This window comes from Thermosulfurimonas marina (assembly GCF_012317585.1).
Lineage (GTDB): Bacteria > Desulfobacterota > Thermodesulfobacteria > Thermodesulfobacteriales > Thermodesulfobacteriaceae > Thermosulfurimonas_A > Thermosulfurimonas_A marina.
In genome coordinates, this window is sequence record NZ_CP042909.1 from 51,382 (window position 1) to 74,002 (window position 22,621).

General features: G+C 56.7%; 22 protein-coding genes. 7 read left to right on the forward strand and 15 right to left on the reverse strand.

The window, feature by feature from the left end; translation table 11 throughout:
- Positions 1-26: 26 nt before the first annotated feature.
- Positions 27-929, reverse strand: a complete 903-nt coding sequence (gene folD, locus FVE67_RS00275) for a bifunctional methylenetetrahydrofolate dehydrogenase/methenyltetrahydrofolate cyclohydrolase FolD (RefSeq protein ID WP_168718679.1) — start codon at positions 927-929, stop codon at positions 27-29.
- A 170-nt stretch (positions 930-1,099) separates the two neighbouring features.
- Entirely contained in the window at positions 1,100-2,863 is a 1,764-nt protein-coding gene (locus FVE67_RS00280) for a formate--tetrahydrofolate ligase (protein WP_168718680.1), read from the reverse strand.
- Between the two features lie 68 nt (positions 2,864-2,931).
- On the opposite strand from FVE67_RS00280, the gene FVE67_RS00285 reads away from it, so the two are divergent.
- Positions 2,932-3,774 carry a glutathione S-transferase N-terminal domain-containing protein gene (locus FVE67_RS00285; protein ID WP_168718681.1) on the forward strand — a complete coding sequence of 281 codons (843 nt, stop codon included), beginning with the start codon at positions 2,932-2,934 and terminating at the stop codon, positions 3,772-3,774.
- A complete protein-coding gene (locus FVE67_RS00290; protein ID WP_168718682.1) occupies positions 3,749-4,813 on the forward strand; it encodes a uroporphyrinogen decarboxylase/cobalamine-independent methonine synthase family protein in 1,065 nt (354 codons plus the stop codon). The genes FVE67_RS00285 and FVE67_RS00290 overlap by 26 nt, the downstream gene beginning before the upstream one ends.
- On the opposite strand, the gene FVE67_RS00295 is transcribed toward FVE67_RS00290, so the two are convergent.
- Complete coding sequence (locus FVE67_RS00295; RefSeq protein ID WP_168718683.1) at positions 4,800-5,327, reverse strand: shikimate kinase; 528 nt, start codon at positions 5,325-5,327, stop codon at positions 4,800-4,802. The two genes, FVE67_RS00290 and FVE67_RS00295, sit on opposite strands and share 14 nt — an antisense overlap.
- A gap of 146 nt (positions 5,328-5,473) precedes the next feature.
- Here FVE67_RS00295 and FVE67_RS00300 point away from each other — a divergent pair, with 146 nt between their 5' ends.
- On the forward strand, positions 5,474-5,992 hold the full coding sequence (locus FVE67_RS00300) for an HPP family protein (protein WP_210534614.1): 519 nt from the start codon (positions 5,474-5,476) through the stop codon (positions 5,990-5,992).
- Here the strand turns inward: FVE67_RS00300 and aroA are convergent.
- The 12 genes from aroA to FVE67_RS00360 are packed head-to-tail and all read right to left on the reverse strand — an operon-like array spanning position 5,989 to position 18,600.
- Entirely contained in the window at positions 5,989-7,263 is a 1,275-nt protein-coding gene (gene aroA / locus FVE67_RS00305; RefSeq protein WP_168718685.1) for a 3-phosphoshikimate 1-carboxyvinyltransferase, read from the reverse strand. The genes FVE67_RS00300 and aroA overlap by 4 nt on opposite strands.
- Entirely contained in the window at positions 7,244-8,062 is an 819-nt protein-coding gene (locus FVE67_RS00310; protein ID WP_168718686.1) for a shikimate dehydrogenase, read from the reverse strand. Before FVE67_RS00310 ends, aroA begins: the two co-directional genes overlap by 20 nt.
- Positions 8,063-8,728 carry a type I 3-dehydroquinate dehydratase gene (locus FVE67_RS00315; RefSeq protein ID WP_168718687.1) on the reverse strand — a complete coding sequence of 222 codons (666 nt, stop codon included), beginning with the start codon at positions 8,726-8,728 and terminating at the stop codon, positions 8,063-8,065.
- Complete coding sequence (locus tag FVE67_RS00320; RefSeq protein WP_168718688.1) at positions 8,729-9,331, reverse strand: IMP cyclohydrolase; 603 nt, start codon at positions 9,329-9,331, stop codon at positions 8,729-8,731.
- A gap of 12 nt (positions 9,332-9,343) precedes the next feature.
- Positions 9,344-10,528, reverse strand: a complete 1,185-nt coding sequence (gene ahbC / locus FVE67_RS00325; RefSeq protein ID WP_168718689.1) for a 12,18-didecarboxysiroheme deacetylase — start codon at positions 10,526-10,528, stop codon at positions 9,344-9,346.
- Between the two features lie 4 nt (positions 10,529-10,532).
- Positions 10,533-10,904 (reverse strand): response regulator, encoded by a 372-nt coding sequence (locus tag FVE67_RS00330; RefSeq protein ID WP_168718690.1) that lies wholly within the window; start codon positions 10,902-10,904, stop codon positions 10,533-10,535.
- Between the two features lie 2 nt (positions 10,905-10,906).
- Positions 10,907-12,547, reverse strand: a complete 1,641-nt coding sequence (locus FVE67_RS00335; RefSeq protein WP_168718691.1) for an AAA family ATPase — start codon at positions 12,545-12,547, stop codon at positions 10,907-10,909.
- Positions 12,548-12,556: 9 nt separating this feature from the next.
- Positions 12,557-14,857, reverse strand: coding sequence for a replication restart helicase PriA (gene priA, locus FVE67_RS00340; protein WP_168718692.1), 2,301 nt, complete (start codon positions 14,855-14,857; stop codon positions 12,557-12,559).
- 3 nt (positions 14,858-14,860) lie between these two features.
- The gene (galU, locus tag FVE67_RS00345) at positions 14,861-15,724 is read right to left on the reverse strand and encodes a UTP--glucose-1-phosphate uridylyltransferase GalU (RefSeq protein WP_168718693.1); all 864 of its coding nucleotides are present in this window, start codon (positions 15,722-15,724) and stop codon (positions 14,861-14,863) included.
- Positions 15,721-16,329 carry a hypothetical protein gene (locus FVE67_RS00350; RefSeq protein WP_168718694.1) on the reverse strand — a complete coding sequence of 203 codons (609 nt, stop codon included), beginning with the start codon at positions 16,327-16,329 and terminating at the stop codon, positions 15,721-15,723. The genes galU and FVE67_RS00350 overlap by 4 nt, the downstream gene beginning before the upstream one ends.
- On the reverse strand, positions 16,311-17,498 hold the full coding sequence (locus tag FVE67_RS00355) for a type IV pilus twitching motility protein PilT (RefSeq protein WP_168718695.1): 1,188 nt from the start codon (positions 17,496-17,498) through the stop codon (positions 16,311-16,313). The genes FVE67_RS00350 and FVE67_RS00355 overlap by 19 nt, the downstream gene beginning before the upstream one ends.
- A gap of 10 nt (positions 17,499-17,508) precedes the next feature.
- Complete coding sequence (locus FVE67_RS00360) at positions 17,509-18,600, reverse strand: type IV pilus twitching motility protein PilT (RefSeq protein WP_168718696.1); 1,092 nt, start codon at positions 18,598-18,600, stop codon at positions 17,509-17,511.
- 65 nt (positions 18,601-18,665) lie between these two features.
- On the opposite strand from FVE67_RS00360, the gene ftsE reads away from it, so the two are divergent.
- Genes ftsE through FVE67_RS00380 form a run of 4 tightly spaced genes read left to right on the forward strand, consistent with a single transcriptional unit; the run spans position 18,666 to position 22,598 of the window.
- Positions 18,666-19,340 (forward strand): cell division ATP-binding protein FtsE, encoded by a 675-nt coding sequence (gene ftsE / locus FVE67_RS00365; protein WP_168718697.1) that lies wholly within the window; start codon positions 18,666-18,668, stop codon positions 19,338-19,340.
- Positions 19,333-20,199 (forward strand): cell division protein FtsX, encoded by an 867-nt coding sequence (locus FVE67_RS00370; protein ID WP_168718698.1) that lies wholly within the window; start codon positions 19,333-19,335, stop codon positions 20,197-20,199. The genes ftsE and FVE67_RS00370 overlap by 8 nt, the downstream gene beginning before the upstream one ends.
- A complete protein-coding gene (locus FVE67_RS00375; protein ID WP_168718699.1) occupies positions 20,085-21,329 on the forward strand; it encodes a murein hydrolase activator EnvC family protein in 1,245 nt (414 codons plus the stop codon). Before FVE67_RS00370 ends, FVE67_RS00375 begins: the two co-directional genes overlap by 115 nt.
- A 3-nt stretch (positions 21,330-21,332) precedes the next feature.
- A complete protein-coding gene (locus FVE67_RS00380) occupies positions 21,333-22,598 on the forward strand; it encodes a S41 family peptidase (RefSeq protein WP_168718700.1) in 1,266 nt (421 codons plus the stop codon).
- The last annotated feature ends 23 nt before the right edge of the window (positions 22,599-22,621 follow it).

Genomic DNA, 22,621 nt, shown 5'->3' on the forward strand with positions numbered 1-22,621 from the left:
AATTTATATTGTCTCTAAAAACCTGTCTAGCCCACCTCACTGGGAAGGCCCGCCCAGAGCTTGGCCGCCTCCACGGTGTTTTTCATGAGCATAGTAATGGTCATGGGGCCCACGCCTCCGGGCACCGGGGTAATGGCCGAGGCCTTTTCCTTTACGGAGTCAAAGTCCACGTCTCCGCAAAGGATGGCCTTGCCCTCGGGAGTGGTCCCGATGCGATTCACCCCCACGTCGATGACCACCACTCCCTCTTTAACCATGTCCGCGGTGATGACCTTGGGCCGCCCGGCAGCCACAATGAGGATGTCCGCCCGCCGGGTGTGCGCAGCCAGATCGCGGGTGCCAGTGTGGCATACGGTGACCGTGGCGTTGCCCACGGGTTTTCTCTTCTGGAGGAGAAGGTTGGCAATGGGTTTTCCCACGATGTTGCTCCGGCCTACCACCACCACCTCCGCCCCGTCCACCTGCACTCCGGCCCGATGAAGCATCACCAGAATGCCATGGGGGGTACAGGGCAGAAAACAGGGCTCTCCGATGACCATCTTGCCCACATTTACCGGATGAAAACCGTCTACGTCCTTCCGGGGATCAATGGCGTGAATAACTTTGCGTTCGTCAATGTGTTTGGGAAGGGGAAGCTGAACCAGGATCCCGTGGATCTTTTCGTCCTGATTGTACCTTTCGATCATCTGGAGGAGTTCGTCCTCACTTACATCTTCGGGAAGATTTTCTTGGACCGAATAAAAACCCAGGTCCTTGGCCGTGCGCTGCTTGGCTGTCACGTAAGAAACCGAGGCCGGGTTTTCCCCCACCAGAATGGTCACCAGCCCCGGGACCACCCCGTGCTTTTCCTTAAGCTCCTGAACCTCCTTGCGGAGCTCCTCCCGGATCTCCTGGGAGATTTCCTTCCCGCTGATAATCTTTGCCGCCATGCACAGACCTCCCCCGTCTATTTTGGATCCCCTATTGCAAAGAAGGGACCATACCCCCAATATAACAGAATTGACGATCCTTCAAAGGGATAGGATGTGGGGTTGAGCCGGAAAAGTCCTCCGGGGTGGGGAATTTCGCCCCACCCCGGGGAAAAAATTCTCTGCCCTTTCTAGAAGAGCCCCTTGACCTTTCCGGTTTCCACATCGACGTCGATCCTGCGGTAGGCGGGGTCGGAGCCGGTTCCGGGCATGAGGCTGATGTCCCCGGCCACAGGCACGATAAAGCCCGAGCCCCGGTAGATAAGAACATCCCGCACCCGAAGATTCCAGCCCTTGGGCACCCCCTTCTTGGTGGGATCGTCGGAAAGGGAAAGATGGGTCTTTACCATGCAGATGGGCATCTTGCGCAACTCGGGATCGGACTCCAGATACCGGATCTTTTCTTCGGCCGCCGGAAGATAGACCACCCCGTCGGCCCCGTAGACCTCGCGGGCGATCTTCTCAATGCGGTCCTTGATGGGTTCGTCGAGGTCATACAGGAAACGGAACTCGCTTTTCTCCTCACAGGCCTCCACCACGGCGTCGGCCAGCTCCAGGGCTCCTTCTCCACCCTTGAGCCAGTGCTCGGAGACCGCCACCCGTACTCCGTGTTCCTCGCAGATCCGGCGCACCAGCTCGATCTCGTTCTTGGTGTCGGTGTGGAAGGCATTAAGGCAGACCACCGGGGTGGTTCCGCTCTTTTTCACGATGTTTACACAGTGCATGAGGTTCTCGCAGCCCTTCTCCACCCACTCGAGATTCTCCTCGTAATATTCCTTGGGAATGGGTTTTCCGGGAGGAGGAATGGGGGCCCCGCCGTGACACTTGAGGGCCCGAATGGTGGCCACCACCACCGCACAGTCCGGCGTAAGGCCCGAAAGGCGACACTTGATGTTCCAGAACTTCTCAAAGCCGATGTCCGCGGCAAACCCGGACTCGGTAACCAGATAGTCCGCCAGTTTCAATCCCACGTAGTCGGCGATGATGGAAGACTGCCCGATGGCGATGTTGGCAAAGGGCCCGGCGTGGATAAGGACGGGCTGCCCTTCCAGGGTCTGGATCATGTTGGGATTGATGGCCTCCACCAGCCAGGCGGTCATGGCCCCGGCCACCTCGAGATCCTCGGTGGTGATGGGATTTCCGAATTTGTCGAAGGCCACCACGATACGGCCGATGCGCTCCCGCAGATCCTTGAGATCCTTAGCCACCGCCAGAATGGCCATGACCTCCGAGGCCACGGCGATCCAGAACTTGCTCTCCATGGGATAGCCATCGCGCTTTCCCCCAAGGCCGATCACGATATGGCGCAGGGCCTGGGCACAGTAATCAATCACCCAGCCCATCTCCACCCGTTTGGGATCAATATTGAGGCGCTTAAGCCCCCGCTTGGCCAGAAATTCGTCGTCGTAGTTGGCCTCGTGCTGCATGCGGGCCGTAAGGGCCACCATGGCCAGATTGTGGGCGTTCATCACCGCGTTGATATCTCCGGTCAGTCCCAAAGAAAACTTGTCGAGGGGGATAATCTGGGCCAGTCCTCCACCGGCGGCGCTTCCCTTAATGTTAAAAGTGGGCCCCCCCGAGGGCTGACGCAGGGCTCCGATGACCTTTTTGCCCCGCTTTCCCATACCCTGAATGAGACCGATGGCCGTGGTGGACTTACCCTCTCCCAGAGGCGTGGGCGTAATGGCCGTAACGTCGATGTATTTTCCGTTGGGCCGATCCTTGAGCCTTTCGAGGACCTTCCGGTAGTCGATCTTGGCTACATAGTGCCCGTACGGCAGGAGCTCTTCTTTAGTAAGCCCTAACTCCTCTCCCAACTGATAGACCGTTTTCATGCGTTTTTCACATTCAGCCGCTATCTCCCAATCTTTCATCTTGGTCGGATCTAACTTCATGGCCCCCTCCTTTCTTCTGGACTTTTAGGGCTATCTAATTTATATTTTTTGGTTTGACAAGGGAGACTATGGTCGAGAAAAGGGCACCTTCAGAAATAGTACGGTTTGGGGTCCTTTTAGTAGTCCTTTTTTGGACTCTAGGGCTCTTTATTGAATTGCTCTTGAACTTTAAAGGAAAAAGTCTCTGCCAGGCCACAAGTTGTGTAGTGGTGGGAGAATGGGCGCGCCTTTCCCACCGAGAAATGGTCCTTCTGGGACTGGTCTATTTTCTGGGGCTGGGAGGATTTCTCCTCGGGAAAAAGGAGGGCCTTCTTTATCTATGGGCCTCCGGGGGACTTTTTGCCGAGACGATATTTTTTTTACGCCAGGGGCTGGAATACCACCTCTATTGTCCTTTTTGTCTTTTGGTGGGCCTGGGGGTGGCCCTTTCGGCCCTCCCCCTTTTGGTGTTTCACCGGCCTTCCTGGGGGGCCCTTTTGGGAGGACTTGCCGGGCTCCTTTTGGGTTTTGCCCTCACCGCCACTCCTCTTTCCGCACTCAAGGCCCGGGCCTTTCCGGCCTTCCCGGATCGGCCCCGGGTGCCGGATCTCCTCCTGATATACTCTCCGGACTGTCCCCACTGTCACGAGGTGCTGGACTTCTGTCGCCATCTTCCTCAGGCTAACCTTTACCTTTGTCGCAAGGAGGAGGCCCTGCCCCTTTTCCGGATCTTGGGGCTTTCCGGAGTCCCGGTTCTCATCGTAGATCGGCCTGGCCGCCGGGAGATCCTCGAGGGCTCCCGGGCCATCATCGCCTATCTCGAAAAACGCTTCGGAGGACAAGGTCTTTCTCTCACTCCTCTGGAAAATGGACTCTTTGTCCCGCAAATAGAGACGGGGGTGTGCAGTGAGCTCAAACCCAAATGCGAATGATCTTGCCGGAGCAGGTCTTCTTATCGGAAGCTTTCCCCATCGGGATCACCGGGAGGCGACAGACCTCATCCTGAAATATACTCCGGAGATCCCCTGCTGGCCCCAGCTTCCTGCGCGGGGAGAGGGTATGTTGGTCCAGTTTTCCCGAGGGCTTCCGGGATTTGACCCGGAAGGCCTGCGGGTGGACCCCGAAGCCCCGAATTTTGAAGAGGAAAAGCTCCGTTTTTACGAGGAATATTTGGCGGTCACGGAGGCGGGAAGGCCCCTTTCGGAGACCCGCTTTGCCCTCTCTCCGGAGGAGACCCCCGGCCTTTACGTCCTTTTAGAGGAGGCCCGAGGGGGAAATTTTTTGGCGGTAAAGGGGCAGATCACCGGTCCCTTTACTCTGGCTACGGGCCTTAAGTTTTCCGACGGAAGGGCCCTTTTTTACGATCCGGAGATGCGGGATATGGTCGGCCGCCTGGTGGCCCTCAAAGCCCGCTTCCAGATAGAAACCCTTAAGGCCCTTTCGCCAAGAGTGATCCTCTTTTTAGATGAGCCCGCCCTTTCGGGATTTGGATCCTCGGCCTTTGTAGGGGTTTCCCGGGAGGAGGTCCTTGCCTCCCTCGCAGAAGTAATCCGGGAGATTCACCGGGCCGGAGGCCTGGCCGGGGTCCATGTCTGCGGAAATACGGACTGGAGCCTTCTTCTGGAAAGTCCCTTCGAAATCATCAATTTTGATGCTTATGATTTTTCCGAAAAATTCATAAGTTATGCTCAGGAATTGAAGGAATTTTTTATAAGAGGAGGTTGGGTGGCCTGGGGGCTGGTGCCCACTTTGAGAAAGGAGGCCTTAGAGAAAGAGACCGTGGAGGGTCTTTTTCAGAAATTTCGTTCTTTAATTCAGGGCTTGGCGGAAAAGACGGGACTTGCGGAGGAACTTCTCCTTCAGCGCTCCCTCCTCACTCCTTCCTGCGGAATGGGAACCCTTTCTCTTTCTTTGACTCTTAAGGCCCTTGAGCTCTTAAAGGGCCTCTCGGAAAGGGTCAAAAATTCTTAATTTGTTCTAGTATGTGCTCTACTAATTCTTCGGGGGCTTGGGTTTCACTGGAAAGCTCGAGATGGGCCAGGGCCGAATAAAGGGGGGTCCTTTCTTGGAGCAATTCCCGTACTTCCTCCTCCAGAGATTTTCCGGTAAGGGAGGGGCGCCGGGTCTTTGTATACGGATCCTTCTTTAGCCGTTGCGAAATAGTCTCCGGCGAGGCCTTAAGCCAGATAAATAAGCCCTCTCGGCCCAACTCCTCCATCTCCTTTCGGTGCATTACCGCCCCTCCTCCTACGGCCAACACCACCCTTGGCCGTCCGATGAAATCCCGCAGGGCCTCCCTTTCCGCGCGACGGAAGGTCTCCCACCCCTCTTCCTCCACCACCTCCCGGATGCTTTTCCCCAGGCGTCTTTCTATATAGTGGTCAAGGTCTACGAAGTCCCAGGAAAGTCTTTCGGCCAACAAACGCCCCACAGTACTTTTCCCTGTAGCCCGGAAACCAATAAGGATCACTTTTTGAAGCCACATTTTAAAGAAATCTTTTACAAAGTTTTAACTAAAACAACCAAAAATTAATTGAAAAACTCCTTCCGCTAAATTAAAGAGTTTCCACGACTAATTCAAGTAGTGGCCTTGGAGGGCTTATGGGTTTCTGGAAGGTATATTTTTCCAAAATGAAAGGAGTAACCCAAGCCCCTCCCCGGGCGGCATGGTCCGAGATCGTCTGGTCCTGGATCGGGGCTTTCCTGGGGATTGCTGCCGTAGCTTTTACACATTACCGCATCCTTAGCGGGACGGACCTGGTCATGGTTATCGGCTCTTTCGGGGCCTCTGCAGTCCTTATTTATGGAGCTATTCAAAGTCCCCTGGCCCAGCCCCGAAACCTTATCGGTGGACATATCCTTTCCGCCATTATCGGGGTGACCTGTTACAAAGTCTTTCACGGGGAGATGTGGTTGGCTGCAGCCCTTGCAGTCTCTACAGCCATTGCGGCTATGCACGCCACACGGACCCTCCATCCCCCCGGAGGGGCTACAGCTCTCATCGCGGTCATCGGTAGCGAAAAGGTACATCGTTTGGGGTATCTCTATGCCCTGATCCCCGCGGGACTTGGAGCTCTAATTATGCTGGTGGTAGCTGTGCTGGTGAATAATCTGGCTCCTCGCCGGCGCTATCCAGAGTACTGGTTCTAGCTATAAAGGCCCTGGAGATACTCCCAGAATTCGGGAAAGGATTTGGCCACACAAGCGGGATGGCGAATAATCATTCCCGGAACCGCCAGCCCTAGCACCGCAAAGGCCATGGCTATACGGTGATCGTCGTAGGTGTCAATCTCCGTGCCGTGAAGCTTCCTTCCCCCCTCGATTTCGACTCCGTCCGGGAGTTCTTTTACTAAGGCGCCGCACTTCCGGAGTTCTTTCACCATAGCCGCAATGCGGTCACATTCCTTGTAGCGGAGATGCGGAGCCCCGTAGATACGGCTGCGTCCTTCCGCCACCGCCGCTAGCACACATAGAGTAGGAAAAAGATCCGGGGCCTCCTTGAGATTGACCTCAAAGCCCCGAGGTCTTCCGAAAAACTCCACCCTCACCCCGGGGCCCGAGGGCTCCACCCTCCCGCCGATCTCGGAAAGAAGGTGCAGAAGGAGGGTGTCGGCCTGAGGAGAGTCTGGAGACAGGTTTTCTACCGTGACTTTCCCCCCAAGAAGGGCCGGAAGGATCAAAAAGTATCCGGCGCTTGAGGCATCGCCTTCGACCTCGTAGGTCCGGGAGGTGTAACGCCCCTCAGGCACTTTGAAACCTTCGGCCCTCCTTTCCACCTCTACCCCAAAGGCCCGCATGACCGCGAGAGTCAGGTCCACATAAGGGGTGGAGACCAGCTCTCCCCGGATAGCGATTTCCAACCCTCCCGGAAGATAGGGGCCGAGGAGAAGGAGGGCGGAAACAAACTGACTGCTCTTTTCGGCCGAAAGTTCTACCCGACCGCCCTGAAGCCTCCCGGGCCGAACCTCCACCGGCAAAAAACCTTCCCTTTCCAAACACCGAATCTCCGCCCCCAAAGACCGCAGGGCCTCAAGCAGGGTCCCCATGGGTCGCTCGTGTAACCGGGGCTTCCCGTAGAGGACGGCTCTACCCTTTCGGGCCAGGGCGGCATAGGCCAGGAAAAAACGGGATCCGGTCCCATTGTTTCCAAAAAAGATCTTGATCTGCCCGGAAAAGGCCGGACTCCCTCCCCCTCCCCGGACCCGGAACCCCCCTGCCTCAAGGACCACCTCCGCTCCGGAGGCGGAAAGGGCCCGGGCCAGAAGCTGGGTATCCTCGCTGAGAAGGGGATTTTCGATCCGGCTTTCCCCCTCCGCCAAGGCCGCACAAAGAAGGGCCCGCTGCGTGAGACTCTTGGAACCCGGAAGACGCAGGCTTAGATTCACCGGTCCGGCAAGAGGTTTAATTTTTTTCTTCTCCATGCTTTTTAAGTCTCTCCAGAGCCGCCTGATACATAAGATCTAAGGGAGGATTTTTTCCCGTAAAAAGGCGGAACTGCTCCGCTCCTTGATAAACCAGCATCTTGAGCCCGTCAATGGTAAGGCACCCCGCAGCCTCGGCCTCGGCCAGAAAGCGCGTCCTAAGAGGCACATAGACCAGATCCATGGCCGCCCGAAAATTATGAAAGACTTCTTTTGGGACCGGGCTCTCCCAGCTTTTAAGCCCTACGCTGGTGGTCTGGATGATGACTTCCCCTGAGGCCTGAGAGATCTCGGAAAGAGGAAAGGCCCGTCCCCCCAGGCTCTGAACCAAGGCTTGGGCCCGCTCCAGAGTCCGATTGTAAACCTCCACCTCGGCCCCGGCCTCCCTCAGGGCAAAGACCACCGCCCGGGCCGCTCCTCCAGCCCCTACCACCGCCGCCCGCCGGCCCCGCAGATTAAGACCGGCCTCCTCCAGACTGCGCTTGACTCCAATCCAGTCGGTATTGGTCCCCCAGAGGCGCCCTTCCCGGTTGACCACGGTATTTACCGCCCCGATCTTCCGGGCCACCGGATCGATCTCCTCGAGATAAAGCATCACCGTTTCTTTGTGAGGGATGGTTACCGAAAGACCGCCGATTCCCAGGGCTCGAACCCCTACCATAGCCTGGGGCAAAAGATCCGGGGGCACCTCAAAGGCCCCATAGACCGCAGGAATCCCCAAGGCCCGCAGGGCCGCGTTGTGCATCGCTGGAGAAAGAGAATGGGCCACCGGATATCCCAGGACCCCCAAGACCCTCATTTAGACCCCCAGAATTTTGAGGACTTTACGCAGATCTTCCGCTACCAACTGCCCCGGAGCAGTCTCGGCTCCGGTTCGGGAAGCGGCAAAGGTAAAAGGAGCTCCGAGAAAAAGGGAGACCGCCCGGGTCCAGCGCCCTGCCGGCCCCATGCCAAAGGCCACTAGCGGAAGATCAAATTTGCGCCGGGCCCAAACGATGAGGGAAAGCAACTCTAACCCCTCCTCCGGCCTACGCACCATGCAAACCACCTTGCCCACATCGGCCTTCAGCTCAACCATTTCTTTAATTTTATCACATAAGTATGCTTTAGATGGAGTTTTTTGAAAATTATGATAGGAAAGGATAAGGCGGGTTTCCCGGAGTCCGGAGCGCAGCTGGGCCACGGCCTCCGGACCGCAGGCTAACTCCAGATCCACGAAGGAGGCTCCGTGGGTGGCCGCCTCCCGGAGCCAGAAAAGGCGTTCTTCTAAAGGGGCCGGGCGAAGACCCCCTTCCTCTTGTGCCCGAAAGGTAAAGATAAGGGGCTTGGAAAGAGAGAAAAAGGGGGCTACGGCCGGCTCCCTTAGGGCATCCAGACGGATCTCAAAGAGATCGGCCTCTGGTCCGGAGGCTAGGATTCGCTTAGCCTCCTCCACCGTGGGCGCGGCCACGGAGATACATATCATTTAGGCCTCAGGAGGGGTTACTCCGGCCAAGTATTCCGCAATGGCCCGATCGTAACGCCAGGTAGTCTCAAAGACCTTGCGGGCCAACTCAAACCTGGTACGCAAGGTAGTGGACCCCCCGTGGGCCCGCATTTCCGCAAGCACCCTTTCGTAGTCCGCAGGATCCACGATTACCGTGACATATTTGAAATTTTTGGCCGCCGCCCGCAAAAGTGTAGGCCCCCCGATGTCAATATTTTCGATGGCTGTTTCCAGATCCGCCCCGGAGGCCACGGCCTTTTCAAAGGCGTAAAGGTTTACCGCCACCAAATCGATGGGCTTGATCCCGTGTTCCTCAATCTGGCGTACATGTTCCTCCTTGTCCCGGAGATAAAGAAGACCTCCGTGGATCTTGGGGTGCAAAGTTTTTACTCGGCCATCGAGCATCTCCGGAAACCCGGTAACCTCGGAGACATCCGTCACCGGGACTCCGGCCTCCCGAATGACCCGGGCCGTACCCCCGGTGGAGATGATCTCTATCCCCATTTCATGTAAAGCCTTAGCAAATTCCGCCACCCCGGTCTTGTCGGTCACACTGATAAGGGCCCTCTGGATTTTTGGCATTTTTTGCCCTCCTTAAGCGATACCGATTTCTTCATCGGTGAGATAGCAGGCCGGGTCCGGGGCCCAGACATCCCCGGTGGCAGCCTCGGCCCGCACCCGGAAATTTCCGGCACAGACCTCCAGAAACCGGCACCGGGCACAACGCCCCTTCACCCACTTCTTTTTTTCTTTGAGTTTGGCCATAAGGGGATCCGAAGTGTCTAACCAGATTTCACTAAAGGGCCGCTCTCGCACGTTGCCAAAGGAATAATGCCGCCAGAACTGATCGGCATGTACCGAGCCGTCCCAAGAGACACAGCCGATCCCCACCCCGGAATTGTTGCCTCCGTTCATACGCAGAAGCTCGTAGACCTCTTCGGCCCGGGGATGGCCCTCTCGTTTCATGCGCAGATAGAGATAGGGACCGTCGGCGTGATTGTCCACAGTGAGGACCTCTACCTTGAGGCCCTTGTCGTGGAGCTCCTTGGTGCGGTTAATAATATAATCCACCCAGCGTCTGGTCTCCTCATGGGAGAGGTCCTGTTCCCTCAGGCGGGAACCCCGTCCGGCATAAACTAGATGGTAGAAACAGATCCTGGGGATCTGGTATTCTTCCACCAGGTCGAAAATTCCCGGAATTTCTTGGGCGTTGAGTTTGTTGATGGTGAAACGGAGCCCCACCTTGATCCCCTCGGCCTTGCAGTTTTCTACGGCCTCCATGGCCTTATCAAAGGCCCCCTTCACTCCCCGAAAACGGTCGTGGACCTCCCGGAGTCCGTCCATACTGATGCCCACATAGGAAAGACCCAGTTTCTTGAGCTCCCGGGCCAGGGCCCGATCAATGAGGACTCCGTTAGTGGAAATCACCGCCCGCATGCCTAGATCTACGGCCCTTTTGATGAGATCCAAAATGTCCGGGCGCATGAGGGGTTCCCCCCCGGAAAAAAGCACCACCGGACAGCCGAACCGGGCCAGGTCCTCCAATAAGGCCATCCCTTCTTCAGTGGTGAGTTCATCGGGATGGGGATTGGGGTCTGCAGAGGCGTAACAGTGCACACAACGCAGGTTGCAGCGCTTGGTTACATTCCAGACCACCACCGGCCTTTTGTCGGCCGAAAACTGTAAAAGATGGGAAGGAAGATCCTTGGCCCGGCGCCCGTAGCGCAGAGGATCCGAAGGCTCAACCGTCCCGCAATAAAGTTTGGAAATACCTATCATTTGGCTACCCTCTCAAAATTTTTTCTACCACTTCTTTCAACTCCCCTTTATTAAAAGGATAACACACATAATCGTCGCAGCCAGCATCCCGGGCCTTTTCGAACTCCTCTGAAGAAAGACACTTGCATACTCCCACTACCGGAATCTTGGCTGTTCGGGGACTACTCTTGAGAAGAAGAACCGCGGCATATCCATCGAGCTTGGGAATTTCCTTCTCTAGAATGACCACCTCTGGAGGGACCTCCCGGCAGAGACGAATTAGCTCTTCTCCATCGGAAACTCTTACCATCCGGGCCTTTAAGGGTTGCAACTCCTCTTCTACCCGCTCGGCCACGGAATCGGAAAGGGCCAGATATATGAGAGGGGGTTTAGCCATGTTTAGCTCAGGCGATAAGAGGTGCTCACCAGACGGTTCAGGAACTCCTCCGGAGAGGTCACGGCCTTTTCTGGAAGTTCAAAGACCCTTTTGCCCGTGCGGTCATGTACCAGGCGCAAGCCATACTCCAGGACGCTGAGCAGGCGATCGCAAAAGGCATACACCCCTTCGTCCCGCTTGACCACCTCTTGGAGGATGAGGTCCCGGGCCGCTTCGGAAAAATAGACCCGAAAACCAAGGCGCCTCTCATAACTCTTTTCAAAGCTCTGGATCTGACGCCAGAGCATGAGGACTTCTTCCAGGGCCTGCTGAGGGTCGAGATCTTCTTTGCGATGCAGGGCTAAGACCAGATCCAGCTTGGCCGGGGTAAGAGGGAAGCGGTGACGCTCAAAAAAGCCCTTCTTACGTTCTTTAAGAAAGCTCTTCAAGCGATGTTCCTCATCCGCACAGGCGGCCTCAAACCACTCCCTCCACCGAGAGGACTCCGGATGGGCCCGCATTTCGGCCAGGACCCGCTCCGGCTCCAGAACCACCTCCCGGGTAACCCCCAAAAAATTGAGCTTGGTACTGGGAAGGGCCTTCTCAAAAGGAATAAGGACCCGCTCGAGGACCCGGGAAAGGGCCCGGGCCCCGGTATTCTCCCGAGCGGCCCTGCGGGCCAGCTCCCGCAGGGCCTCATCGGTAAAGGCCAAATCAATACCGTAGGCCCGAAAGTCGCGCTTTTTACTCACCACAATCACGCTGTTAGGGTTGGCCAGAATGTGGTAAAGATCTTCCTCCGTCAGGGGATCAAAGACGGCGATCACCGGGAACCGCCCCACAAACTCTGACTCAAACCCATAGGCGATCAGGTCTTCCGGGGTCACAAACTTGAAGTAATTGATCTGCGTGTCTTCCCGGGCCTCGATCTCTGAAAGAAAGCCCAGCTTTTGCTTGTGGAGCCGCTTGCGGATAATCTCCTCCAGGCCCCCGAAGGCCCCGCTGGCGATAAAGAGGATGTAGCGGGTGTTTATGGTATTGCGCCTCCGGCGCCCGGTGCGCCGATAATATTCCACGGCCTCCATCTGGCTTATGGGGTCATGGGGGGTGCGTAGTTCTACCTCGGTCTCTTCCAAGGGTTTAAGCAGGGCCCGCTGGACTCCCGTCCGGGAGACATCCGGGCCGATGATGTGGCCGCTCGAGGCAATCTTGTCTATCTCGTCCAGGTAAACGATTCCGAAACGGGCCCGCTCTACATTGCCGTCGGCCTCCTGCACCAGATCGCGAATGAGGTCCTCCACGTCCCCGCCCACATATCCGGTTTCGCTGAACTTGGTGGCATCCCCCTTGACAAAAGGCACTCCGATCTTCCGGGCGATGAGCTTGATCATAAAGGTCTTGCCCACCCCGGTGGGGCCGATAATGATGATGTTGTTCTTGACAAAACCTACCTCGTCGAAGCGCTCTCCGCGCTCCAGAAAATACTTCACCCGGTGGAAATGGGTACAGATCTTGGTGGCCAGGATCCCTTTGGCCTCCCGCTGCCCGATGAGATATTCGTCCAGATAGGCCTCGAGTTCTTCGGGTTTGAGGTCAAAATTGATGAGGGCGTTTTTTTCTCTCTCCGCCCAGCCCGCGCGTTGGGGAACAAACCTCGAAGCCATGGAATAAAATTATAGCAGCTCTTCGGGATCCCGATCAAGGGTCACCCGCAGACCGGAAGGCCAGCGGGAGACCTCTTCCAGAAACCGCTGCAAGGGTCGGTCGAAAGCCGAGGCCCTCGGGGCCCGGAGAAGCACCTGCCAGCGGAACCGCCCGGCAAGGCGCGCCAGGGGAGCCGGGGCCGGGCCCAACACCTCCAATTCCGGCCAGGAGCGAAAAAACTCCGCGGCCCTTTCCGCCCCCTCCCGGGCCTTCTCTTCACGAACGGAAGTCACCAGAAGGAGACAGAGACGCTTAAAAGGAGGGAAGCTAAAGGCCCGTCTGCGGGCCAGGTCTTCCTCAAAAAAGGCCTCATAGTCCTGCTTCAAGGCCGCTTGAAGGACATAGTGTTCGGGAAGGCGGGTCTGGAGGATCACTCGTCCGGGAAGGTTCCCCCGTCCGGCCCTTCCCGCCACCTGTACCAAAAGTTGAAAGGTCCGTTCGGCCGCCCGATAGTCCGGGAGATGAAGCCCTCCCTCGGCCAGAAGCACCCCCACCAGGGTCACCCCGGGGAGATCGTGACCCTGGGCCACCATCTGGGTCCCTACCAGGATCTGGATCTCTCCCCGGCGGAGGCGCCTTAGTAAATCCGTAAGTCTTTTTTCAGAGGTCACCGTGTCCCGGTCCAGGCGGGCCACCTCGGCCCCGGGAAAGTATTTCCGCAACTCCTCTTCTATTCTTTCGGTACCGCTTCCCGAAAGCCGGAAGGCCGTCCCTTGGCAATGGGGACAGAGGGGGAAGGCCCGAACCTCGTGGCCACAGAAATGGCAAAGGAGAAGGCCTCGGGCTCGATGATAGGTAAGGGTGAGGGAACAGTTAGGACAGCCGAGGACCTCCCCGCATTCCCGACAGTAGACCGCCGGAGCGTATCCCCTCCGGTTTAAGAATAAAAGGGCCTGCTCCCCTCGGGAAAGGGTCTCGGAAAGGGCCTCAAGGAGCCGCGAAGAAAAGGGCTCCGGGCCGGAAAGTCTTACCAATTCCACCTCCGGAAGCCTCCTTCCCGAAGGGCGGCTCTTGAGCCTCAAATACCGATAGCGCCCGGTGCGGGCGAAGTAAAAACTCTTGACCGAAGGGGTGGCAGAGCCCAGAATGACTGGGACCCCGGCCATCCGTCCCCGCATGAGGGCTAGATCCCGGGCCTGATAAGGGAGTCTTTCGGCCTGCTTGTAGGAGGGATCATGTTCCTCATCCACCACAATGAGCCCCAGGTCTCTTAACGGGGCAAAGAGGGCCAGCCGGGTGCCCACCACCACTCGGGCCTCCCCCCGGGCCACCCGGAACCATTCCGCGGCCCGGGCCGAAGGACTCAGGGCACTATGGAGTACGGCCACTTCTCGTCCAAAGGCCGCCACAAAATGGGTCTCCACATAGGGGGTAAGGGCAATCTCCGGGACCAGGACCAATACGGACTTCCCCTGGGCCAGGACCCTTTCGGCCACCTCGAGATAGACCAGGGTCTTTCCGCTTCCGGTCACCCCGTGAAGGAGAAAGACGGTAAAACCCTGAGGAAGGAACCTTTCGATCTCCCGGATAAGGCTCAACTGTTCGGGACTGGGCCGGGGCCTTTCCCCACTTTCCACCACCGGCCCCCGACGCAGGCGGGGGAGACTCACCACCCGGGCCCGACGCTCCCGGAGGAGGTCTTCCACCGCCTTACGGCCGAAAATTTCTTCCAGAAACCGTCTTGGCCAGCGGCCTCTTTCGGCCAGAAATCTCTCTGCTTCTCCCAGGGGCTCGCCTCCCGCAAATTCCAGCCAGGGCTCTTCGGGAGGCCGGAGACGGGAAAGGTCCTCCTCCTCGGAAAGCCAGCCCCGGGCTAAAAATTCGGAAAGCTCCGCCTCCGTAAAGCGGCTTCTGGTAGCCCTTAACGAGCGGGCCTTCCGGAACCAGGAAAGGGCCTCCGGGGCCCTTCCCTCGGCCAGGGCCTGGCGCCCGGCCGGGGTCAACCGGTAGCGCCTCCGGATCTCCCGGAAAAATCCCGGAGGAAAGGCCAACCGGAAGACCTCGCCCGGAGGGGCCAGATAATATCCCTGACACCAGAGGAGGAACCTCAAAAGTTCCTGCGGAATAAGGGGTTCCTGGTCCAGGACCTCTTCTACCTCCCGGATCTCCCAGGGGCCGGAGGGCTCGGGCACCTCCTCCAACACTACCCCCACCATACGCCGGGTCTTCACCGGGACCAAGACCCGCACCCCCGGCAAAAGGGGGGCCTTGGAGGCGTAAACCAGGGCCCCCGGCAGGGGAACCGGGAGAACGAGATTATAAAAACGCAAGGCTCAAAGGAGAGTCTGGAGATATTGGCGCAACTCTTCTCCTATTTCGGGATCTTTCAGGGCGTAAGCCAGGACGGTCTTTACAAAACCGATTTTATTTCCGGTATCATAGCGGGTCCCCTTGAATTCTAGGGCGTAGACCGGACGTCCGTCGGCAATCATGGCCGCTACGGCATCCGTGAGCTGGAGCTCTCCGCCGGCTCCCCAAGGGGTGCGCCTTAAGTAATCAAAGATCTCGGGGAAAAAGACGTAGCGGCCGATGATGGCTATCTCCGAAGGGGCCTCCTCCGGTCGGGGCTTTTCCACCACCCCGGAAAGGCGCCACAGCCCCCCTCCCAGATCCTCCCCGGCGATGACCCCGTAGAGGGAGACTTTTTCCCGGGGAAGCCTTTCCACGGCGATCACCGGGGCCCGGAGTTCCGCGGCCTTTTCTACCAGTTGCTGGATACAGGGGACCTCCGCCTGCACCAGATCGTCCCCCAAGAGTACGGCAAAGGGTTCATTCCCCACCAAGGGGGCCGCAGTGAGGATGGCCTGCCCCAGACCCAGGGCCCGCTTTTGACGCACCGCCGAAAGGCTTTCCACCATAGAAGAGACCCGGCGGACTTTTTCCAGAAGCGCGGTCTTGCCTCGGGCCTCAAGCTCGGCCTCTAACTCCGGAGAGAGATCGAAGTGATCCAGAATGGATTCTTTTCCCCGGGAGATGACGAAGATGATCTCTGAGAGTCCGGCCGCCACCGCCTCTTCCACCACATACTGAATGGCCGGACGATCTACCACGCAGAGCATCTCTTTAGGGATGACCTTGGTTGCCGGGAGCATCCGGGTGCCCAGACCGGCTACCGGAAGGACGGCTTTGCGGATCATGGATTCACCTCCTCAAGGACTCTATAATAAGGCCCGTAGAGGTTATCCCAGTAAGTACGAGCCTTTTCGTAGACCTTCTCAAACCGCTCCAGGTCCCCCGGATGACAGACCAGGTGCATCCCGGAGAAAAAGACCTCCCGGGGCTCCAGGGTCCGGTACCGGGAGGTCACCCAAATACGGAAGATCCGCCGATACTCATCTGGCGGGAGATCATTTTGGAGGAAGTCTTCACATTCTGCTACCAATTCCGGCTTTTCGGTGCCGTAAACCAGCACCTGGGGCATGAAGATCCTCAACCAGTGGCGTAACTCTTCTCGGGAGGCAAAGCGGCGCACAGCAAAACCCTCCCGGCCTAGGAACTCCTCCAGTACCTCTTCCGGCACCGGAAGGTCCCAGTAGAGGAGGGCTACCGGACCGGTAAGGAGATAGTCTTCCAAGGGTATGCGGGATTCCTCCTGTCCCCCGCCCCCTTTTCCCGGAAAAATCAGACGCCCTCCACAATCCGGGCAGAGGAGGAGCTCTTCCGGGATCTCCTCCGGGGGGCGCCGGAGACGAAACTTTTTGCCGCAACCACTACACTGTAGTTCTACCCTTTCCTCCGCCACGGCCCCTCCTCAAATTCTAATTTGAGCTTTTCCACCTCAAGATCCGAGGTCTTCTCCCCTTTGGCCGATTTGATAAGGTCGATTTCCCGCCCCACCAGGTCGCGGCGCACGCAGTAAGCCAGGGCTACATCTTCGGTAATCAGGCCCTGCCGGTAAAGTTCCACGATGTGCTGATCGAAGGTCTGCATGTGATAGGGACTGCCCTGACGCATGATATCGTAAAAGGTCCGGCCCTCTTCTTCCCCCTTGATGATGGTCTCCTTGGTACGAATGGTATTGTAAAGGATATCGAAGACCGCCACCCGTCCTCCTCCTACCTTGGGAAGAAGCTTTTGTCCTACAATCCACCGGAGGGTATCGGCCAAGCGGTTGCGGATCTGGTGTTCCTCCTCGATGGTGAAAAAGCCCAAAATACGGTTAATGGTGTTTCCGGCCCCTACGGTATGCAAGGTGGAAAGAACCAGATGTCCGGTCTCGGCCGCCATAAGGGCGATCTCCATGGTCTCCCGATCCCGAATCTCTCCCACCAGGATCACCTGCGGGGCCTGGCGCAGGGCGGCCCGCAGACCATTGGCAAAGGTATCGAAGTCTGTGCCGAGTTCCCGTTGACTAAAAGTGGCCTTTTTGGGCCGGTGCACATATTCCACCGGATCTTCGAGGGTTACCACATGCACGGCCTCGCGCTCGTTGATTTCGTTCAGGATCGCCGCAAGCGAGGTGGTTTTCCCCTGACCGGTGGCCCCGGTGACCAGCACAATCCCACTTTTTTCCTGGGCGATGCGATAAAAGGCCGGAGGAAGCCCTAGATCGGCAATGGAGGGCACCTGCGAGGGGAGCTTACGCATGACGATGTTGTAGTTTTTCTGCCGGGAATAGATGTTTACCCGGAAACGGGTCCCGTCCGGGAGACGATAGGAGAGATCGGCAGAACCGTGTCTCACCAGGTCCTGAAAGAGCCGGGGATTTTTACGCAGAAGGTTAAAGGCGATGGTCTCCGTCTGAAGGGGGGTAAGCCTTTCCACTGGCCAGTGGGAAAGCTTCACCTGGTGCAAACGGCCGTCGGCCAGGACCTGAAAGGGCCGCCCCACCATAAAAAGGATATCGGTGGCCCTTTCGTGACTGCGGGCCAGGTCCCAGATGAGCTCACTGAGGTCTATTTCGCTGAGCATCTCCCCCTCCCTATCCCGGGATCTCCGTAAAGTCTGCCAATTCTGCCTTTTTGACAAAGGGCATAAAGCGGGTCTTATCCAGGGCTTTGTTCAAGGCTTCTTCCGGGCTGATGATTCCCCGCTGAAGGTAATCCATAATGGAATCATCGAGGGAGATCATACCATATTTTCGGCCGGTTTGAATAATAGAAGGAATCTGGTAGGTCTTCCCTTCACGGATAAGATTGCGAACCGCCGGAGTAGCAATGAGGATCTCCAGGGCCACCACTCGACCCGGGCGATCGATCCTTTTGAACATAGTCTGGGAAATAACCGCGCGCAAAGAGTCCGCCAGAGAAGCCCGGATCTGGGGCTGCTGTTCGTGGGGAAAGATCTCGATGATCCGGTCTACGGTTTGGGCGGCGGAGATAGTGTGCAGGGTAGACATGACCAGATGGCCGGTAAGGGCCGCCTCCAGGGCCAGGGAGATGGTCTCCAGATCCCGCATTTCTCCCACCAGGACGATGTCCGGGTCCTCACGCAGGGCCGCCCGCAGGGCTGCGGCGAAGGAGCGGGTATGGACCCCCACCTCCCGCTGATTTACCAGGCAGTTCTTGGGCTGATGTACGAATTCGATGGGGTCCTCAATAGTAATAATGTGGTCCTTGCGCATGCGGTTGGCGTAGTCCACCATAGCCGCAAGGGTGGTAGATTTACCAGATCCGGTGGGCCCGGTGACCAGAATGAGACCCTTGGGAAGGAGGGCCAGTTTGTTGAGAATAGGGGGGAGCCCCAGTTCCTCCACAGTGCGGATTTGGCTGGGGATAAGCCGAAAGACCGCCCCCACTCCCCGATGATGCATGAAAAAGTTCACCCGGAAACGGGCTACCCCCGGAAGTTCGAAGCCAAAATCCACATCTCCGGTCTCTTCAAATTGCTTGATCTTCTCCTCCGGGGTGATCTCGTAGAGCATGGCCTTGAGCTCTTCGTTTTCCAGGACCTTGTACTTCACCCGTTGAAGGTCCCCATGGACCCGGAGGATGGGGGGATTGCCTGTAGAGAGATGAAGATCGGAGGCCCCGGTCTCCACCATGAGCTTAAGAAAGGCATCTATCTTGGCCATGAGAATTCCTCCCTTTCTTTGCCCGAGATCTTAAGTATAATAGCCAAAAATTTCCGGAAAAGGAAATGGCCCTAGGGAAACCTCTTCTCCAGCTGGAAAAGGTGACCAAGATTTACCCCCCTTCTATCCGGGCCCTAGAGAATATCTCCTTTGAAGTGCGGCGAGGAGAGCTTCTCTTCGTGACCGGGCCCAGCGGGGCCGGAAAATCCACTCTCCTCAATCTGATCTTTGGGCTGGAGAGGCCTTCTTCGGGGCGTATCCTTTATGGAGACCTCGACTATGCCCATCTCCGCCGCCGAGATCTCATTGCTCTTCGGCGAAGGATGGGTTTTATCTTTCAGGATTTTCGACTCCTTCCCGAAAAGACGGTCTTTGAAAACGTTTATCTAGGTCTAGAGGTCCTGGGAATCGGGGGAGCGGTGGCCCGGGAACGGGTGGAACGCATCCTCCGGAGACTGGATCTGGCTGCCCGCCGAGACCAGCGGGTAGAGACCCTTTCCGGAGGAGAGAAACAGCGGGTGGCCATCGCCCGGGCCGTGGTAAAGGAGCCTGAGCTTGTCCTGGCCGATGAGCCCACCGGGAACCTCGATCCGGAAAGAAGTCGAGAAATCCTCCGTATTCTGGAAGAGTTGAACGCCGAGGGCATCACGGTCATCCTAGCCACCCACGATGAAAACCTCCTCCGGGGCCATCACCGCCGCATTCTGGTCTTGCCGGAAGGGAGAATAGTGAATGCTTAAGAGGGTCTTCCTGGAGCTTAGAAATCATCGAGGGTCTTACGGGTTGACCTTTCTCATTATCACCTTTGCCGTAAGTCTCTTCCTTTTCTTTTCCTCCCTGTATTACCAGCTTTATCTCTTTTCCCATCAGGCGGCCCGGAGTCTGGCCTTTACGGTCTATCTAGCCCCGGACCTCCCTCTGGAGACCCGAGAAGAAATTCTTTACAAATTTAGAAGCCTATCCGGGGTAAAAGAGGTAAATATAGTAGGGAAAAAGCAAGTTCTTCAGGAACTAAAACAAATTTTCCGGGAAGACCCCGAAATTTTAGAAAATCTAGATCTTTCAAAACTTCCCATTCTTCTAGAAGTCCACTTCGGAGATCCCTTGCGGGATCTTCCCCGGGTGGAGCCCCGACTGCGAGAATTGGAAAAAGAGCCCGGAATACTCCGGATTCGCTATGCTCAGAGTTGGCTGGGACGTCTCTGGCGTCTTTCACAACTCCTTCAAAAACTCCTTTATCTGAGCGTGGCCCTGCTTCTGACCTCCCTTTTCTTTCTGGTGGTGGTCACCGTAAATCTCACTCTGGAAAGACAGCGGGAGGAGATTGAGATCCTTTCTCTGCTGGGGGCCTCTCCAGGGTATATCGGACGGCCGAAGATGGTGGCGGCCTTTCTCATAGGCTCCGGGGCCTTTGTGGCGGCCTTCGGGTTACTAAAGCTCCTTGAGGGTTATCTTCAGGGGACCTTTTCCGGAGTAATCCCCTTTTGGGAGCTAAAGCTTACCCTTTTGCCTACGGTCTATATCCTTTTGGGGACAGGAGGTACGGGATTCTTCTGCGCCTTTTTATCCTGGCTTGCGGTGCAGCGCTACTTTTCCTGAGCCCGGCCCGCGCGGGGAGCCTTTCTCTGGAAAAAAAGATCCAGGAAAAAAGGCTCCTCCTTGAAAGGGCCACCGTCAAGGAGAAGTCCATCCTTGAAGAGCTCCAGGACCTGGCCCGGGAGATCTCCCGCTACAGTAGAGAGATCAAAAACCTGGAGGGGCAAATTCGGGAATTGAAAAAAGAAATTGAGGCCCTTTCCCAGACCATCTCTCATCTGGAAGAAAAGAAAAAGAGACTCAAGGCGCGCTTGAGTCAGGAAATGGCCCTTCTGGCCACCCTTTCCCGGACCACCTGGATGAATCTCCTTTTTGAGCCCCGGGAAATAAACGAATTTTTACGCCGGGAGGACTATCTCTATCTCATCATCCAGAACGAAAGCGAGAAACTAAAAACCCTTCGCCAAACCATGGAGGATATCGCCTTTCTCCGCGCAGAAAAAGAAAAAAAGATCCAGGAATACCGCGAGCGTCAGGAGGATCTCCGAAAAAAGGTCGCCGAACTCCGGCTTCTCAAAAAGGAAAAGGAGACTCTGCTTGAAGAAGTCCGCCGAAATAAGCGGCTCTACCGGGAAATGTTAAGTCTCCTTGAGGCCGCCAAGGAAGAGATGGAAACCCTGGCCCGAGAAATGGCCGAGACCCGTCGCCAATTGCAAGCCTTGAAAAAAGAAAAAAGGAGAGAACCGAAAGAAGGGCTTCCGCATTTGCGTCCGCTTTTTGAGGTAAAAGGACTCTTGGTGGCCCCGGTAAAGGGAAAGCTTCTTCGTTTTTTTGGACTGGATCGGGATCCCTTCACCGGGAAGTACGCCTTTAGCCCCGGTATCTATATCGGGGCCCCTCCGGGGACTCCGGTGGTGGCCCCCTTTCTGGCCCGGGCCTCCCGGCTGCGCTGGGTGGAGGGCCAGGGGCAGGTCCTGGTCCTGGATCACGGCTACGGTTTTGTCTCCATGCTTGGAGGGTTAGATCAGGTAAACGTAGCCCTTGGAGAGTATGTGCGTACCGGTCAACCCCTGGGTACGGTAGCGGATTCCCCCTTTGGACCAAGCGGGGTATATTACGAACTCAGGAGAGGGAATCGGCCACTCAATCCGCTGGAGTGGCTCGACCTTAAAACTTTGCGCTTGGTGAGGTAAGAGATGAAAAAGGGAAGTCTTCTGGCAGTCCTGTTGATCCTTCTGGTGGGGGTCTCTCCGGGCCTTTCGTCCTCTAAGAAAGACGAGGACCCTTATGAAGCCTTAAAGCTTTTTTCCCAAGTCCTGGAGTTGGTGGAAGAGAACTATGTGAAACCCGTGACCACCAAGGAGTTGGTTTATGACGCCATAAAAGGGCTCCTTTCTGGGCTGGACCCTCACTCTTCCTTCCTTGCTCCAGACGAATTTCACGAATTGCAGATCGAGACCAAGGGAAGTTTCACCGGGATCGGCATCGAAATCACCCTGGAGGATGGAATCCTTACCGTGGTCTCTCCCATTGAAGGCACCCCGGCCTGGAAGGCCGGTCTCAAGCCTGGCGACAAGATCGTGAAGATTAACGGCCAGCCTACCAAGGGGATGTCCCTTATGGAGGCCGTAAAACGCCTTCGGGGGCCCAAAGGTACCAAGGTCACCATTACCATCTTTCGGGAAAGCACCAAGGAACTCAAGGATATCACCCTGGTGCGGGATGTGATTCCCATCCGGAGCGTTAGGGCCCGGATTCTTGAGCCCGGCTACGGCTATATTCGCATCTCGAGTTTCCAGGAAAAGACCGGAGAGGAATTACACCAGGCCCTTTCCAAACTAGAAAAAGAAAATCAGCCTCTTAAAGGATTGATCCTGGATCTGCGGAACAATCCCGGGGGTCTTCTGGATGCGGCGGTAGAGGTGGCCGATGAATTTTTAGACGAAGGACTTATTGTCTACACCAAGGGGCGTCGCAAGGATCAAAATTTCCAATTTAAGGCCCATCCCAATCGCCAAAAACACCCCTATCCCCTGGTGGTCCTGGTGAACGCCGGTACGGCCTCGGCCTCGGAGATCGTGGCCGGAGCCCTTCAGGATCATCACCGGGCGGTTATTGTGGGGACCCGAACCTTCGGTAAGGGTTCGGTCCAGACGATCATCCCTCTCCCCGACGGCTCGGCGGTGCGTCTTACCACCGCAGAATATTTCACCCCCAGCGGACGCTCCATCCAGGCCGAAGGCATAGAACCAGACCTGGAAGTCCCGGAGATCAAACCGGACTGTCTCCAGAAAAAACATCCGGAGATCCGGGAAAAGGACCTCACCGGACACCTGGAAAACCCCAACGGAAAGACTCAGGAAGAAAAAGAATCGGAGGAACTTCTGGCTAAAGACTTCCAGTTGCATGAGGCTCTGAAAGTCTTAAAGAGTCTCCCGCAACTTACCAAGATCAAGTACTGATTTGGGCTCTAAAGGAAGAAAAA

What these genes read in the sequence shown, in the direction of transcription:
- folD (WP_168718679.1), bottom strand. Translation starts at nt 929, where the DNA reads ATGGCGGCAAAGATTATCAGCGGGAAGGAAATCTCCCAGGAGATCCGG.
- FVE67_RS00280 (WP_168718680.1), bottom strand. Translation starts at nt 2,863, where the DNA reads ATGAAGTTAGATCCGACCAAGATGAAAGATTGGGAGATAGCGGCTGAA.
- FVE67_RS00285 (WP_168718681.1), top strand. Translation starts at nt 2,932, where the DNA reads ATGGTCGAGAAAAGGGCACCTTCAGAAATAGTACGGTTTGGGGTCCTT.
- FVE67_RS00295 (WP_168718683.1), bottom strand. Translation starts at nt 5,327, where the DNA reads ATGTGGCTTCAAAAAGTGATCCTTATTGGTTTCCGGGCTACAGGGAAA.
- FVE67_RS00300 (WP_210534614.1), top strand. Translation starts at nt 5,474, where the DNA reads ATGAAAGGAGTAACCCAAGCCCCTCCCCGGGCGGCATGGTCCGAGATC.
- aroA (WP_168718685.1), bottom strand. Translation starts at nt 7,263, where the DNA reads ATGGAGAAGAAAAAAATTAAACCTCTTGCCGGACCGGTGAATCTAAGC.
- FVE67_RS00310 (WP_168718686.1), bottom strand. Translation starts at nt 8,062, where the DNA reads ATGAGGGTCTTGGGGGTCCTGGGATATCCGGTGGCCCATTCTCTTTCT.
- FVE67_RS00315 (WP_168718687.1), bottom strand. Translation starts at nt 8,728, where the DNA reads ATGATATGTATCTCCGTGGCCGCGCCCACGGTGGAGGAGGCTAAGCGA.
- FVE67_RS00320 (WP_168718688.1), bottom strand. Translation starts at nt 9,331, where the DNA reads ATGCCAAAAATCCAGAGGGCCCTTATCAGTGTGACCGACAAGACCGGG.
- ahbC (WP_168718689.1), bottom strand. Translation starts at nt 10,528, where the DNA reads ATGATAGGTATTTCCAAACTTTATTGCGGGACGGTTGAGCCTTCGGAT.
- FVE67_RS00330 (WP_168718690.1), bottom strand. Translation starts at nt 10,904, where the DNA reads ATGGCTAAACCCCCTCTCATATATCTGGCCCTTTCCGATTCCGTGGCC.
- FVE67_RS00335 (WP_168718691.1), bottom strand. Translation starts at nt 12,547, where the DNA reads ATGGCTTCGAGGTTTGTTCCCCAACGCGCGGGCTGGGCGGAGAGAGAA.
- galU (WP_168718693.1), bottom strand. Translation starts at nt 15,724, where the DNA reads ATGATCCGCAAAGCCGTCCTTCCGGTAGCCGGTCTGGGCACCCGGATG.
- FVE67_RS00355 (WP_168718695.1), bottom strand. Translation starts at nt 17,498, where the DNA reads ATGCTCAGCGAAATAGACCTCAGTGAGCTCATCTGGGACCTGGCCCGC.
- FVE67_RS00360 (WP_168718696.1), bottom strand. Translation starts at nt 18,600, where the DNA reads ATGGCCAAGATAGATGCCTTTCTTAAGCTCATGGTGGAGACCGGGGCC.
- ftsE (WP_168718697.1), top strand. Translation starts at nt 18,666, where the DNA reads ATGGCCCTAGGGAAACCTCTTCTCCAGCTGGAAAAGGTGACCAAGATT.
- FVE67_RS00370 (WP_168718698.1), top strand. Translation starts at nt 19,333, where the DNA reads ATGCTTAAGAGGGTCTTCCTGGAGCTTAGAAATCATCGAGGGTCTTAC.
- FVE67_RS00380 (WP_168718700.1), top strand. Translation starts at nt 21,333, where the DNA reads ATGAAAAAGGGAAGTCTTCTGGCAGTCCTGTTGATCCTTCTGGTGGGG.